We start from the raw sequence: 13,023 nt of genomic DNA, 5'->3' as shown, positions 1-13,023 counted from the left end.
TTCGGGAATGGGTGGGCCTCCGGCACACGCGGGCCACCCACGCCGGCCATCCTTCGCACTTGAGGATCCTCCCCGCCTACTGACTCCGCCACTGATGAAACCGCAGCACGGCAAACGCCGTAGCGAAGAGCGGAAGTAGGGGAAACAGCAGACCATGCGAGGTGACCGCCCACGCAAAGAGGCCCCACAAGACCACCGCTGTGATTGACCAGCCGACGACGACGCGCGGCCCGATAGTCGGCGGAAGTTCCTCGCCGCTAGCGCGGCGTTGCTTCAGCTCGAGCCAGGCATCCCGCCCAAGGGGCACCAGAACCAGCACGATCACGGACAACACCACCATGGCGGCAGCGAAAGAAGGGAGCCCGGCAAATTCAAACGGTATGCGGGCTATTGGCGCGACCAGGAACACCAGGAATAAGAGCCACCCCCAGAAGCGACGGCGCTTCGGTGGCAGTTCATCCCAGGTGAGGTCCCGGCGTGGCTGGGGTGATCCCGCGTGACCGTTCATCAGCGTCCCCCTAGCGCCGGCATGCTGTCGCTCGTCTGGTGACTCTACGGCCACTTTTGCCAGGCCGCATCCGCCGCGCGGCTGAAGCCGTGAACATCGCCGGTGTGCTTGACTGACGGGATGAAAAAATGGGGACCCACCAGACCGGCACCGAAACTTCGTGAGGACGATCGGGTGGCGATCCTGTCGCCGTCATTCGCGGCCCCGGGATTCGCTCCCGAGGTCCACGACCAGGCCATGACCCGTTTCGCGGCGGTGACGGGCCTTGTACCCGTGGAGTTCCCGACGACGCGGCAGCTCGGTGCATCCGCCGAGGACCGTGCCGCCGATCTCAACGCGGCCTTCGCCGATCCCACCATCCGCGCCATCCTCGCCACGGTCGGCGGCGACGATCAGATCACCGTCATACCGCACCTGGACCCCGACCTCGCGCGCGCCGACCCCAAGATCTTCCTCGGCTACAGCGACAACACTAACCTGCTGAACTGGCTCTGGTCGCACGGTATCAGCGGTTTCTACGGCGGCTCCACCCAGGTCCACCTCGGTCCGGGTCCACGCATCGACGAGGTCCACCTCGCCTCCCTGAAAGCCGCCCTCATGACAGGCGGCGAGCTCGCCATCACCGATCCGGGCGAATCCGAGGACTTCGGCCAGGACTGGCGTGATCCTCGAGCGCTCGTCGAGTTCGGTGAGAGGGAGCCCTCCGAACCCTGGGTCTGGGCCGGACCGGAGCGGGTGGTGTCGGGCAGGACCTGGGGCGGATGCCTCGAGGTCATCGACCAGCTCGCTTTGGCCGACCAGCTGCCGCCGGTCGAGGACCTCCACGGGTCAATCCTCCTGTTGGAAACCAGTGAGGAGCTCCCACCTGCAGACTGGGTGAAACGGTGGGTCCGAGCGCTCGGCGAACGCGGCATCCTTGACGCCGTCGACGCGGTACTCGTCGCAAGGCCCCCTACCAGCGGCTTCGAGCACCGGCCCAGTGCTGCGGAGCGCTCCCGTCTCCGAACGGCCCAGCGGGAAACCGTCACCGAGGAGATCACCCGCTACAACCCCGGGGCGGTCGTCTGCGTCGGGGTCCCCTTCGGGCATACCCGCCCGCAGTGGATCCTGCCCTACGGCGGGACCGTAACGATGAATGGAATGGACCGCACGATCACCGCTCACTACGGCTGAGACAGTGGACGCCCGTCTCGCGATACCGGAATGGCCCGTGGATGATCCGCGGCACGCAGGTGTGCTCCTTCGCCGGTTCCGCGACGCGGACGCCGGAATGGCCGTGGAACTTTCCCGCGACTCCTACGTCCCGACTACCGGCACCCTGCCCGCCCACGCGTCGCTTGAGGAGGCCCTGGCGTGGGTTGAACGCCAACGGCAGCGCCACAGCGAGGGAACGGGATTCTCCTTTGCTATCGCCGACGCCGGGACAAGCCGCTGCGTGGGCCAGATGGGCCTGTGGACCAGAGAGTTGACCAAGGGCCGCGCCCAAACCGGTTATGCGGTGATTCCCCGAGAGCGTGGCCGGCGAATTGCCGGCCGCGCACTGCTGGCACTGCTGAATTTCGCCTGGACCATTCCAGAACTGCACCGGGTGGAACTTTATATTGAACCCTGGAATGCCGCCTCGGTCCGCACCGCGGACCGAGGCGGGTTTCAGTGCGAGGGACTTCTCCGAAGTCACCAGGAAATCGCTGGAGTGCGCCGGGACATGCTGCTTTATGCCGCCATCAGGGACCGCACGGTGTGATCCTCGGAAACAATGGGTTCCTGGGCTCAACGAGGAGGCCGCTTCCTTCAGCCGGCACCCGCCCTAACTATGCCAACCCTTCGATTCGGTGGCTGCAATGAGCGGCAGATACTTCCGGATCCTTTCAGGCATGCAATTACCTTGCGTGGGCTCTCCACCGGTAGCGTATTGAGAAATTCGCTGTGACCGCTGGGGGACCTGATTGTGAAAGTGGTTTTCGTCCGAACTACGGCAGTGATGGCGAGCCTGCTGTTTGCCGGGCTGGCTGGTACCTGGTTCGCAATAAAGATCTACCAATCGTTTGCTGTCGACGCCCCCCTCTGGGCACAAACGTTGATGGTCAGCGTTGCAGTGCTTCTCTTCACTCCGTTTCTGGCCCTGATATTTCTAAGCTTGAAACCCGGCATTCTCTTCAAAGAGGAACCCTGGCGGGGCAGCGTAGCAGTCGCCGCGATGGCATTCCTTTGGTGTTGCTGCGCCCTGTATTTGTCCGTTTTCGTGGGGTTCAGCGGATTCTAACCCGATGCCACAGGTTAGATTTGACCGGTGGACGAGACCCGAGAACTGATACTTGACCCCCTGCCCTTCCCGTTGACCGGTAGAGGGCCCCGTGCGCAGGTCCGTCCCGTGATTCGCGGGCGGGATACGGTGCTTTCCGCCGATGCCGGAGCAGATATGTTCCTGAACCCCGACGGGTCTTCACATACCTTCAATGCCGAGCGGTTCGTCGCCGCAGTGACGGGAGATTTCCGCCTGAGCGCGTTCGTGAGCCCGGTCTACGTCAGCGACTTCGACTCCGGTGTCCTGATCGGGTACATCGATCCGCTCAACTGGTTCAAGGTGTGCGCAGAGCTTGATCCCAGCGGCACGACCCGTGTGGTTTCGGTTGTCACCCGGGACGGGGTATCCGATGACTGCGACAGCTGGCCCATCGATCGTTCGGGAACCTTCCTGAGGATCTCGCGCCTCGGGCGGGCGTTCGCCCTGCACGCCTCCGTCGACGGACTTTGGTGGAGCATGGTCCGGTATTTCGCCATGGGCGACCCGGCACCCGCCGCCGTCGAGATCGGTTTCGCGGCCCAGTCGCCCTCGGGAGAAGGAACGAGGGCGACGTTCAGCAGGATCTCCTTCGACACGCACAGGCTCACCGGGGTCCGGGACGGCTCGTGACCACACGGGGCGGTCTTGCGAACTGATCGCATAAAGATCATGATGCTCGGCATGGTCCCCGTCAGAAAATCGATCAAATGGAGACCTCCTGGGAGGCATCGTGTCCAATGATGGTCAGGGCGAGGGCTGACGGCCACGACAACAGACGGAGATACGGATGACTGGAACGACAGTGGACGAGCTAATGGCCGAACTCGCCTCCCTCGAGGATCCCCGGATGCGCGCGGTGAACGAAAAGCACGGCGATGACCACGGGGTAAATCTCACCAAGCTGCGGGGCATCGCGAAGCGGCTGAAGACCCAGCCTGACCTGTCCCGCGGGCTGTGGGCTACGGGCGACACCGCCGCGCGCCTGCTGGCCCTCCTGATCTGCCGGCCGAAGGAGTTCGGGCACGATGAGTTGGACGCAATGCTGCGCGAGGCCGGCGCTCCAAAAGTGCAGGACTGGTTCGTCAACTACGTGGTCAAGGTCAGTCCGTACGCCGAGCGGCTCCGCGTCGAATGGATCGACGACCCGGATCCGGTCGTCGCCAGCGCAGGATGGGCACTGACGAGCGAGCGTGTGGTGAAGAAGCCAAAAGGGCTCGACCTGCCCGGTCTGCTCGACACCATCGAGGCTGAGATGGGAGAGGCTCCCGACCGGCTGCAATGGGCGATGAACCACACCCTGGCGCAGATCGGTATCGCACACGAGAACCACCGAAGCCGCGCAATCTCCATCGGGGAGCGGCTCGAAGTGCTGAAGGACTACCCGACCCCGCCGAACTGCACCTCGCCCTTTGCTCCTATTTGGATCAACGAGATGGTTCGTCGGCAATTGAGCCGGTGAGGACGGGCGTCAAAAACGCTTCTCATAGACACCCGCTGGCATACTGACGTCATGGTTGTCCGACAGGAATTGCGTAGCGTGGTGCTTCGGTACGGTGCCGTCGTCATCCTGGCTGCGGCAACCCAGTTGGCGGGCCTGTGGTTTCACTCAGCGGGGGTCTACGAGGGTCAGTCGAATATCGCGCTCAGGCGATTCCCTGAGGATGTCGATTTCGTATTCGTCGGGACTTTCGCTGCCAGCATCGTAGGGCTCAAATACGTGGTCTATGAGTTCACGGCGAAGGCCTTCACTCGGAACCGGGACACACCCGCCACCCGGATCTGTTTCTATGCCGCCTATGCGATTGCGCTGGTGATCGATCTGGCCTCGCTGTTCCTATCGTCAAGACCCATAGCGGATGCAGGGTTCGCGATGCTGGGCGCAGTCCTGTACAGCCCTCCGGTGCTGATTGCAGCCGCCTGCGCAATCGCAGCGATGGCCTACTGGAACGCCAGGCATTACACAAGAAGTGCTACCCACGCTCCAGAGGGGTGATTTCCGATCCCGGAGTGATCCGGCTGATGTCTGCTGGACGCCCACGCGGCCGAGGCGGACCTTAAGGCCGCGCCGGAGGAATACTGATCAGGCGGTCGTCGTCCGCGTCGGGCCGGCCTCGGCCATCGGTGTTGCTGGTGAGGATCCACAAGGTGTTCTGGGGTCCGGGAATGACGTCGCGGATCCGACCGTATTCGCCGGCAAAGAGGTCGGTTGACGTGCTGGTGTCCTCGACCGGCACGGCGCGAAGGACCCGCCCGCGGAGGTTCGCGATGTAGATCGTTCCGTTGAGATGGGTGATGCCGCTGGGGCTGGCCGTTTCCGGCGTCCACTGCTGCACGGGGTCGGTGAATTCCTCCGATCCCGCAATGCCTTCGACGATCGGCCATCCGTAGTTTGATCCAGGCGTGATGATGTTCAGTTCATCCCAGGTGTTCTGCCCGAACTCGGCCGCGTAGAGGGTGCCGGCGTCGTCCCAGGCAAGTCCCTGCGGGTTCCGGTGGCCGTAGCTGTAGACGAGGGAGCCGGGGAATGGATTGTCCTCAGGGACACTCCCGTCCGCTTCCATCCGAAGAATCTTCCCGCCCAGGGAGGTCCTGTCCTGCGCGATATCAGGTTGGCCGGCATCTCCGGTGGTGGCATACAGCATGCCGTCGGGGCCAAAGGCGATGCGTCCGCCGTCGTGATTCCTCGCCGCCGGAATGCCGGTGAGGAGCGTTTCGGCTTCGCCGAGTTCCAATGCTCCCGGGGCCCCGGTGATGGGGAATCGTTGGATGCGGTTGCCGTCGGCTGCGGTCGAGTACACGTACAGTCGCCGCTCAGCATCCACCGCCAGCCCCAGCAGGCCTCCCTCCCCCGTGCCCGTGACTCCCTCGATGGTCGCGGCGACGCGCTGCGCGCCGTCGGCGGAGATCTCGAGGATCCGGGAGCTGTCACGCTCACTGACCAACGCCATCCCGTCCAGGAGGACTACGGACCAGGGTGCTTCAAGCCCCTCAGAGACGACCCGGGGACCGTCCGGGCCTGTTGTCTGACCGGGTTCCGCCGCGGGTCCTGCCGTCGCGGCAGGCGCGGGCGAGGCCGATGACGTGGGGGCGGCAGGTCCGGCGGTGGCGGCGGGAGCGGAGCTGTCCCCTGCGCCGGTGCAGGAGGTCAGGAGCGCCGCCGTCGTGAGAGAGACGACGAGCCGGGTTGCCGTATGCATGATCTTCATGCTGCTCCTGCGGTATCGGTGATCGGATCATCCCGGTGAAGTCGGCGGGGAGCGGCCGGCTTGAGGGCCGGGTGACTGCCCGTGTGGCAGTACCTTACGACCGCGCCGGCAGCACGCACAGCTCGTTGCCCGATGGATCGGCGTAGATCCGCCACGGCAGGTCACCCCAGCCCGGGTGGAGCTCCCGGCCGCCGCGCTTCGCGATGCCTGCCGCGACCTCATCCGGATCATCTCCACCCTCCAGCCGGATGTCGAGGTGAAGCCGGTTCTTTTCGGCTCCCTTCGGAAGCACTTCGGGGCACAGCTCGAGGAGAGGTCCCCGCTGCGAGGGATGGCGGAGGGACGTGCCGGGACCTGGGGTCCAACCGGTCAGCCAGGACCAAAACTCAAGGTCGCGGTTCGGATCGGAGGAGTCGAGCGGGAGCCCTGCAATCGGGCCGGTGCCGACGTACGCATCACGGTCCTCCATGACGCAATAAGGATTTCCCTCGGGATCGGCAAGTACCACCCACGGCACGTCGCCCTGGCCGATGTCCAGGTGCCGTGCACCGAGCGCGAGCAGCCGATCGACCTCGTCGGCCTGACGCGCTCCACCGGCGAGGTCCAAATGGAGCCGGGGAGTTGAATCGGAATGAGGTTCGGCGACGCGCTGGAAGCACAGGTCGAGCACCGGTCCGCCCTCGACCGCCAGCCGCGTCTCGAAAGCGTCAGATCCGTCGGTGAGCCGCTCGCCGCCGATCACCGCTTCCCAGAACCGGCCCAGCCGCTGCGGTTCGGCGGCGTCGAAGACGAGGTTTTCCAAATACATAATCCACACCGTAACCCCGCAGGTGATGGTGCCTCAAGCCATCGGGCATCACGTCCGCGCACGCCTTCGGACAATTGGCGACGGCGCTGGAACCGTACCTGGTGGGGTAGACCGATCATTGCTCACTCAATCCTGCGGTCGGCGAGCGCGGACAGCACCCTTGCACGAAGCAGCCGGTACTCCTCTGCGTACGCCCGCGGCCCGCCTGCCGGTCGAACGACGACGCGCGGCGCCCCGATGATGCGGTGGGGTTGGAACTGTTCGCGGGTCAGGTCGATCTCCAGGCCGCTGGGGAATCGATTCCAATAGTGGACCTCGTCCTCCTCGCCCCCGCCGTTGACGTCAGCAATGAGAAGGTCACCGCCCAGGAGGTCCTGGATGACGAGGGCGGTTGGCCCGCACTGTCCGCGGGAAGGGTCGTCCGGCCTCCACTGGGCGAGGCGGGCGGCATCGAGACACGTCGTGTCTGCGCCCCAGGACCGACGGAGGGCCTGCTCAAGCTGGAGCATCGTGAAAGTCACGGCTTCCGCGCAATGACGGTAAACGTGCACGGCACGAGGTCGCGCTCGCCTATCGGCCAGGCGAAACCGCCTGGCACCTCGACCATGCGGGGAGAGAATTTCCACGGCAGCGATGTGCCCTCGTCAACACGGAGAATCTGAAGGCCCACCCCAATGAGGGAGTTGATGATCTCGGACAAGGGATGCGCCCACTGATACGTCCGCTGGTGGTCCACCTTGCCGTCTCCGGCATAGGTGGTCGCGTCGTCCCAGAGCTGCGCCTGCCCGTCGCCGAAGTACGGGTAGCGAAGCTGCAATCCTTCGGCGTGCTCGTCGATGGAGTAGAGAGCAGGGTGCCCATCCCGAATGTAGAACAAGCCTCCATCCCGTAGGAGCGCCGCCACCTGGCTTGCCCAGCGGTCCAGGTCCGGCAACCAGTTGATGGTTCCAATGCTGGTGTAGACGAGGTCGAAGTCTCCGGCCACAGCGGCACGGGCCTCGAGTACATCACTTTCGACCCACGTCGCATCAATGCCGAGCCGATCCGCCAGGCGGGCTGCAGATTGCAGGGCTGCCGGGGAGAAATCCACGCCGGTGACCCGGGCGCCTGCCCTTGCCAGAGAGAGCGAGTCAGTACCGATATGGCACTGCAGATGGCACACGTCCAGGCCGGAGACCGTTCCACCCGGGAGGAAGGGTGCGAGCGCGGCCAGATCCGTGCGCACAACCGGGGTCAAATGGCTGGGATCATCCAGCTGCTCAATCCCGTATGCCTCTTCGTGCAGGGGCACCCGGTCCTCCCAGTTGGCACGGTTGCTTTCCCGTGCAGCGGCCCAGTCGATCGCAATCCGGCTCGTATCCATTCCGCGAGTCTATGCAGAGGACAGCCAGGACCCCTGCAAATGCGAGTCATCCTTCACCCCGTGAGCAACTCCTTCATGGACCCGCAGCCCGGCACCGGCCCCTACGTTGGCCGCCGGCCCACCACTCCCCTCTAGGGTGTTGTCATGAGCGATAGGTACTTCTTTTCCACGGCAACCAGCCGGATCGACCGCGGCCGCGTCCACCGGTGGCTCAGTGAGCAGTCCTATTGGGCCACGGGTCGGTCGCGCCGCACCCAAGATGAGGCTATAGATGCTTCCCGCAACTACGGGGTGTACGACGCCGGGACCGGCGCGCAGGTCGCGTACGGCCGCGTCATCACCGACGGGGTGACGTTCGCCTGGCTCTGTGACGTGTTTGTCGCAGCGGAAGTGCGGGGACAAGGAATCGGCAAGATGCTGACGGCCGGGGTTGTGAATGATCTTGAAGCGCTGGGACTGAGTCGGATCCTGTTGTCCACTGGTGACGCTCACGGGCTCTACGCCCAGTTCGGCTTTACCGCGCTTGCCGACCCGACCAGACTGATGGCCCGTACCCGATAGCGCTTGGCCTACACGCACTGCGCGGTGCCCGGGAGGTGGCATTGCATCGTCTATGAAATGCATTGTCCATGAAATGCTGAAGCTGTGATCGCAGCCTTGCCCCTTCCCGACGTCCTTTCCACCAACCATCGAACGTTCAGGCTCCGGCGGGTTGCTGAGAGCGACCTCGGCGCGCTCATGTTTCTCCTCTCCGACGACCCGATCAGCGCAGCCCGGGGAGACCGCTTCGTGGAATTGGACAGCGCGGCGTACCTCTCCGCGCTTAAGGAGCTTACAGCTGACTCCTCCAACGAGGTCCTCCTTGTCGTGGACGACCGCGGCGATGCCGTCGCCACTATGCAGCTCACCCGCATTCCTGGTCTCTCCCGCGGCGGCGCCACCCGGCTCCTGGTGGAAGCGGTGCGCGTCCGCAGCATCGAACGCTCCAGCGGCATAGGTTCGGCGATGATGCGCTGGGTTACCACGACCGCGGCAGCAGCAACCGGGGCCTCCCTCGTACAGCTCACCTCTGATCAGGAGCGTGAGGGTGCCCACCGCTTCTACGAACGACTCGGGTTTGTCGGATCGCACCGCGGGTTCAAATTCCAAGTGCAATGACCCCGAGGGCCCTCCCTACCCTCAGCTCCGACACGTCAGCCCGGGCAGTAATAAGCTGCATTATGCTAGTGAGCTCGTCCCGCCCAGGATCATCCTTGAAGCATGGACACCACACCGAGCACCATCGCCGCGGACGTCATCGTGATCGGTTTCGGCAAGGGCGGGAAAACTGCCGCGTCGACGCTCGGTCATCTCGGCAAACGGGTCGTCCTGATCGAGCAATCCCCGCTGATGTATGGCGGAACCTGCCCCAACGTCGGCTGCGTGCCGACCAAGGCGCTGGTCTACCACGCGCACAACCGCCGGGAGGAGGACTCTCCCGACGACTGGTACCGCCGCTCGGTCACCACCGTGCACCAGCTCACCTCAACGTTCCGTGACGTCAACTACCAGGTGCTCGACGCCCACGATTCCCTCACCATCCTCACGGGAAAGGGAACGTTCGTCGACCCGCACACCGTGAACGTCGACGTCAACGGCCGCCAGGTGACCGTCACGGGAGACACAATCCTCATCAACACCGGATCCCAGCCGATCATCCCGGACATAAAGGGTATCCGGGACAGCGCCCATGTCATCACGAGTACCGACCTCATTCACCGGACGGATCTGCCCGCCCACCTCGTCATCATCGGTGGCGGATACCTTGGCCTCGAACTGGGCTCCGTCTATCGCACCTTTGGCTCCGAAGTCACAATCCTCGAGATGACCTCCCAGATCCTTCGGCGTGAGGACGACGATGTCGCCCGGACCGCCATCACCATCCTCGAAAACGAGGGCATCAACATCGTCACGAACGCCAACGTGCTCGAAATCAGCGACGCCGACGGCGGCGCCGTCGTCACCTACGAGCGCAACGGCGAGCAGTTCACGGTCGAGGCGGACGCGGTCCTCCCTGCAACCGGCCGCGCACCTGCAACGAAGGACCTCGGCCTCGAAGCGGCCGGCGTGAGCACCACGCCGCGGGGCGCCGTCGTTGTGGATGAGTTTCTGCGAACCAGCCAGTCCCACATTTTCGCCCTGGGCGACGTCAACGGTGGACCACAGTTCACCTATGTCTCGCTCGATGACTCCCGCATTGTGCTCGACCAACTGATCGGCGAGGGCAAACGCAGCACCGCCGACCGCCATTCCATCCCCCGCACCCTCTTCATTTCACCGCCGCTCGCGACCGTCGGCCTCACCGAGAGGGAAGCACGCGCCGCCGGACACAGGATCAAGGTGGGCAGCCAGAACGTGGGTGAGATCTTCGCCATGCCGCGTGCCTACATCGTCGAAGAAATTCGAGGTGTGATGAAGTTCATCATCGACCTCGACACCGACCTCATCCTTGGCGCGGCACTGCTTAGCGTCGACTCGCAGGAAATGATCAACGTAGTCGCCCTCGCGATACGCAGCGGAACCACGGCGACGCAGCTGCAGGAGTCGATCTTCACGCATCCAAGTTCCACCGAGGCCTTCAACGACGTGATTGGCGTCATCGTACGCAGCGACGCGCAGGAAAGCTCGGCGGCCCAGGCGGCGTAGGCGCCCTCCAAACTCCCGTTCTGGGCCCGCATTCTGGGCCCCGAAACTGGCCGCTCATCGGCTCGGGCCGCAGCGGACAGGTGCCCCATCCCCTGCTCCTGCATCCTCCCCGCTCCCGGCTTTCACTGCTCGGCTGGGCGACTTCCGGCTCCATTGAACCTTCCATGGAAACTATCCGTATAATTGAACATGTAGCCAAAAATTTGCGGGACCGTTGCGCCCGAGCCAAGCCGGGTCCGCAGGACCCTCCAAACCCAAAACCGTTATGGCGCCTCATGGCAGCCGTCCGATGGGGCCCGTCTGGACATCCGGACCCGCCGTCCAGGTCCAGCTACTTCCGCGGACGGACGGCCACTCAGGTGGCCGGCGACCGTTGCTCATCCGAACGCTCCACCCCGAAGATTCCCCCGTATCCCTGAAAGGCCCCCCATGGCAGAAGTATCAGCCCACCAGCTCAATGAACTGCGAACTCTCATCTCCGGTCCGGTATTCGCACGCGGTGACGACGCCCTGGCCGCGGAGGTCGCCGCCTACAATGTGCTCGTCACACACGATCCGGACCTCGTCGTCGGAGCCGAGTCAGAGGCCGACGTGGCGGCCGCCGTCCGCTTCGCCACGGAGAACTCCCTGCCCCTGACCGTCTTCGCCACGGGCCACGGATCCTATGTCAATGTGACCGAAGGGCTCATGCTGACGACCTCCAGGCTGGCGGGCGAGGTGGCTGTGGACGCCGAGGCGCGGACAGCCACGGTCGCGGCCGGCCACCGAGTCAGCGACGTCGTTACCGCCGCGGCCAAGCACGGACTGGCTCCCGTCGTTGGATCGTCAACCGGCGTCGGAGCAATCGGCTACGTCCTCGGCGGAGGCGTCGGGCCCCTCGCCCGCACCTTTGGAATGTCCTCCGACTGGGTCCGTTCCTTCCGTGTCATCACGGCCGAGGGCGACCTTGTCCATGCCGATGCCACACACTCCCCCGACCTCTTCTGGGCGCTGCGCGGCGGCAAGGGCGGCCTCGGCGTCGTCACTGCCATGGAACTCGAACTCGTGCCTCTGGAAACCCTCTATGGCGGTTCGATGTTTTTCGACCCCGAGCATGTCGGAACGGTGTTCACGGCGTGGCTTGAATGGACGAAGACCGTGCCGGAGGCCCTTACGTCATCTGTGGCTATCGTCAGATTCCCCCCGCTTGAGTTCATCCCGGAACCCCTTCGCGGGAAGACCGCACTGCACCTCAGGGTGGCGTATGTCGGCGACTCGTCGGAGGGCCAGCGCCTGCTCGCTCCGCTGTGTGGCGTCGCACCGGCGCTCATCGACGCTGTCGGTGAGATGGCAGCCGCAGACATCGGCTCGATCCACAACGACCCGACCGACCCCATCCCCCTCTGGGACGGCAATGTCCAGCGGTTGCTGACCCACGCCGACGCCGGTTTCGCTGCGGCGCTCCTCGCAACCGTTGGCCCCGATGTGGACGTCCCGGTGGTAGCGGCCGAGGTCCGCCATCTCGGCGGCGCCACCCGCCGCGACGTACCCGGGGGCAGCGCAGTTGGCGGACGCAGCTCGGATTACTCGCTCCTGCTGGCCGGGGTTCCCGATCCGGGTCTGTTCGAATCGGTCCTTCCCCGGGTGATGGAGGGTATCACCGGCCGTCTCGCTCCCTGGCTGTCGGACGAGACGATGATCAATTTCCAGGCGAAGCCTGCGGGCGAGGCAGCCGTGCGCTCCTGGCCTGCCGACATCCGCGCCCGACTCGCCGGAGTGAGCTCAGCGTACGATCCCCGCGGCGTTTTCTCGGGCCCTGTCGCAGCGGGCGGGTCCGGCGGACTGTAGTCTCCAGAGATGCGGGAGCCCAACGGACGTAAGCGGAACTGGAACATCACCGGCCGTGAACTGAGCACAGGGCGCCTGCTTCTCCTGGTTTTCCCTCCGCCGATCGCCCTGCTGGTGGACGCCGTCTTCGGCCCGGTACCGGCCGTGGTTGTGGGCACCTTGTTCTACCTGGGCATCATTTGGTTCGTGGTCACTGTTCCGAGAAAGGACCGGGACAGTGACCGCGGGGGCCCCGAAGATCCTTGATTGCCCGTGACCGGGCCCGCCAGGGAAGCGGTTGCGCTGGCCTCAGCGGAAGCACACCGGACCGCGAGTCGTCAGCACCCCATCGGCGGCCGGGTT

Annotated in this window: 15 protein-coding genes; 10 read left to right on the top strand and 5 right to left on the bottom strand. The window is 64.8% G+C overall.

All coding sequences use genetic code 11. The annotated features are described in order from the left end of the window. Positions 1-76 precede the first annotated feature (76 nt). A complete protein-coding gene (locus tag QZX79_RS07815; protein ID WP_294567221.1) occupies positions 77-508 on the bottom strand; it encodes a hypothetical protein in 432 nt (143 codons plus the stop codon). Positions 509-628: 120 nt separating this feature from the next. Between QZX79_RS07815 and QZX79_RS07810 the strand changes: the two genes are divergently transcribed. The 5 genes from QZX79_RS07810 (at position 629) to QZX79_RS07790 (ending at position 4,785) form a co-directional block, all read left to right on the top strand. Next, on the top strand, positions 629-1,681 hold the full coding sequence (locus QZX79_RS07810; protein ID WP_294567217.1) for a S66 peptidase family protein: 1,053 nt from the start codon (positions 629-631) through the stop codon (positions 1,679-1,681). Between the two features lie 37 nt (positions 1,682-1,718). Further along, on the top strand, positions 1,719-2,252 hold the full coding sequence (locus QZX79_RS07805) for a GNAT family N-acetyltransferase (protein ID WP_294567214.1): 534 nt from the start codon (positions 1,719-1,721) through the stop codon (positions 2,250-2,252). 627 nt (positions 2,253-2,879) lie between these two features. After that, the gene (locus QZX79_RS07800; protein WP_294567211.1) at positions 2,880-3,422 is read left to right on the top strand and encodes a DUF1349 domain-containing protein; all 543 of its coding nucleotides are present in this window, start codon (positions 2,880-2,882) and stop codon (positions 3,420-3,422) included. A 157-nt stretch (positions 3,423-3,579) separates the two neighbouring features. Beyond that, the gene (locus QZX79_RS07795; protein WP_294567208.1) at positions 3,580-4,251 is read left to right on the top strand and encodes a DNA alkylation repair protein; all 672 of its coding nucleotides are present in this window, start codon (positions 3,580-3,582) and stop codon (positions 4,249-4,251) included. A 78-nt stretch (positions 4,252-4,329) separates the two neighbouring features. Then, positions 4,330-4,785, top strand: a complete 456-nt coding sequence (locus tag QZX79_RS07790) for a hypothetical protein (RefSeq protein ID WP_294567198.1) — start codon at positions 4,330-4,332, stop codon at positions 4,783-4,785. A 61-nt stretch (positions 4,786-4,846) separates the two neighbouring features. On the opposite strand, the gene QZX79_RS07785 is transcribed toward QZX79_RS07790, so the two are convergent. From QZX79_RS07785 to QZX79_RS07770, 4 genes are all read right to left on the bottom strand, one after another. Next, complete coding sequence (locus QZX79_RS07785; RefSeq protein ID WP_294567195.1) at positions 4,847-5,998, bottom strand: sorbosone dehydrogenase family protein; 1,152 nt, start codon at positions 5,996-5,998, stop codon at positions 4,847-4,849. 94 nt (positions 5,999-6,092) lie between these two features. Then, positions 6,093-6,806, bottom strand: a complete 714-nt coding sequence (locus QZX79_RS07780) for a VOC family protein (RefSeq protein ID WP_294567183.1) — start codon at positions 6,804-6,806, stop codon at positions 6,093-6,095. Between the two features lie 122 nt (positions 6,807-6,928). Continuing rightward, positions 6,929-7,327, bottom strand: a complete 399-nt coding sequence (locus QZX79_RS07775; RefSeq protein WP_294567177.1) for a hypothetical protein — start codon at positions 7,325-7,327, stop codon at positions 6,929-6,931. Continuing rightward, positions 7,324-8,169 (bottom strand): bifunctional 2-polyprenyl-6-hydroxyphenol methylase/3-demethylubiquinol 3-O-methyltransferase UbiG, encoded by an 846-nt coding sequence (locus tag QZX79_RS07770; RefSeq protein WP_294567172.1) that lies wholly within the window; start codon positions 8,167-8,169, stop codon positions 7,324-7,326. Before QZX79_RS07770 ends, QZX79_RS07775 begins: the two co-directional genes overlap by 4 nt. A 144-nt stretch (positions 8,170-8,313) precedes the next feature. Here QZX79_RS07770 and QZX79_RS07765 point away from each other — a divergent pair, with 144 nt between their 5' ends. The 5 genes from QZX79_RS07765 to QZX79_RS07745 all read left to right on the top strand — a co-directional run bounded on the left by QZX79_RS07765 (position 8,314) and on the right by QZX79_RS07745 (position 12,927). Then, entirely contained in the window at positions 8,314-8,730 is a 417-nt protein-coding gene (locus tag QZX79_RS07765) for a GNAT family N-acetyltransferase (RefSeq protein WP_294567168.1), read from the top strand. A gap of 84 nt (positions 8,731-8,814) precedes the next feature. Then, positions 8,815-9,327, top strand: coding sequence for a GNAT family N-acetyltransferase (locus QZX79_RS07760; RefSeq protein WP_294567159.1), 513 nt, complete (start codon positions 8,815-8,817; stop codon positions 9,325-9,327). 102 nt (positions 9,328-9,429) lie between these two features. After that, positions 9,430-10,854 carry an NAD(P)/FAD-dependent oxidoreductase gene (locus tag QZX79_RS07755; protein ID WP_294567151.1) on the top strand — a complete coding sequence of 475 codons (1,425 nt, stop codon included), beginning with the start codon at positions 9,430-9,432 and terminating at the stop codon, positions 10,852-10,854. Between the two features lie 429 nt (positions 10,855-11,283). After that, positions 11,284-12,681 (top strand): FAD-binding oxidoreductase, encoded by a 1,398-nt coding sequence (locus QZX79_RS07750; RefSeq protein WP_294567147.1) that lies wholly within the window; start codon positions 11,284-11,286, stop codon positions 12,679-12,681. 9 nt (positions 12,682-12,690) lie between these two features. Beyond that, the gene (locus tag QZX79_RS07745; RefSeq protein WP_294567141.1) at positions 12,691-12,927 is read left to right on the top strand and encodes a hypothetical protein; all 237 of its coding nucleotides are present in this window, start codon (positions 12,691-12,693) and stop codon (positions 12,925-12,927) included. The last annotated feature ends 96 nt before the right edge of the window (positions 12,928-13,023 follow it).

This window comes from uncultured Arthrobacter sp., assembly GCF_902805515.1.
GTDB lineage: Bacteria > Actinomycetota > Actinomycetes > Actinomycetales > Micrococcaceae > Arthrobacter_D.
This window is presented reverse-complemented; position numbering and strand designations above follow the sequence as displayed.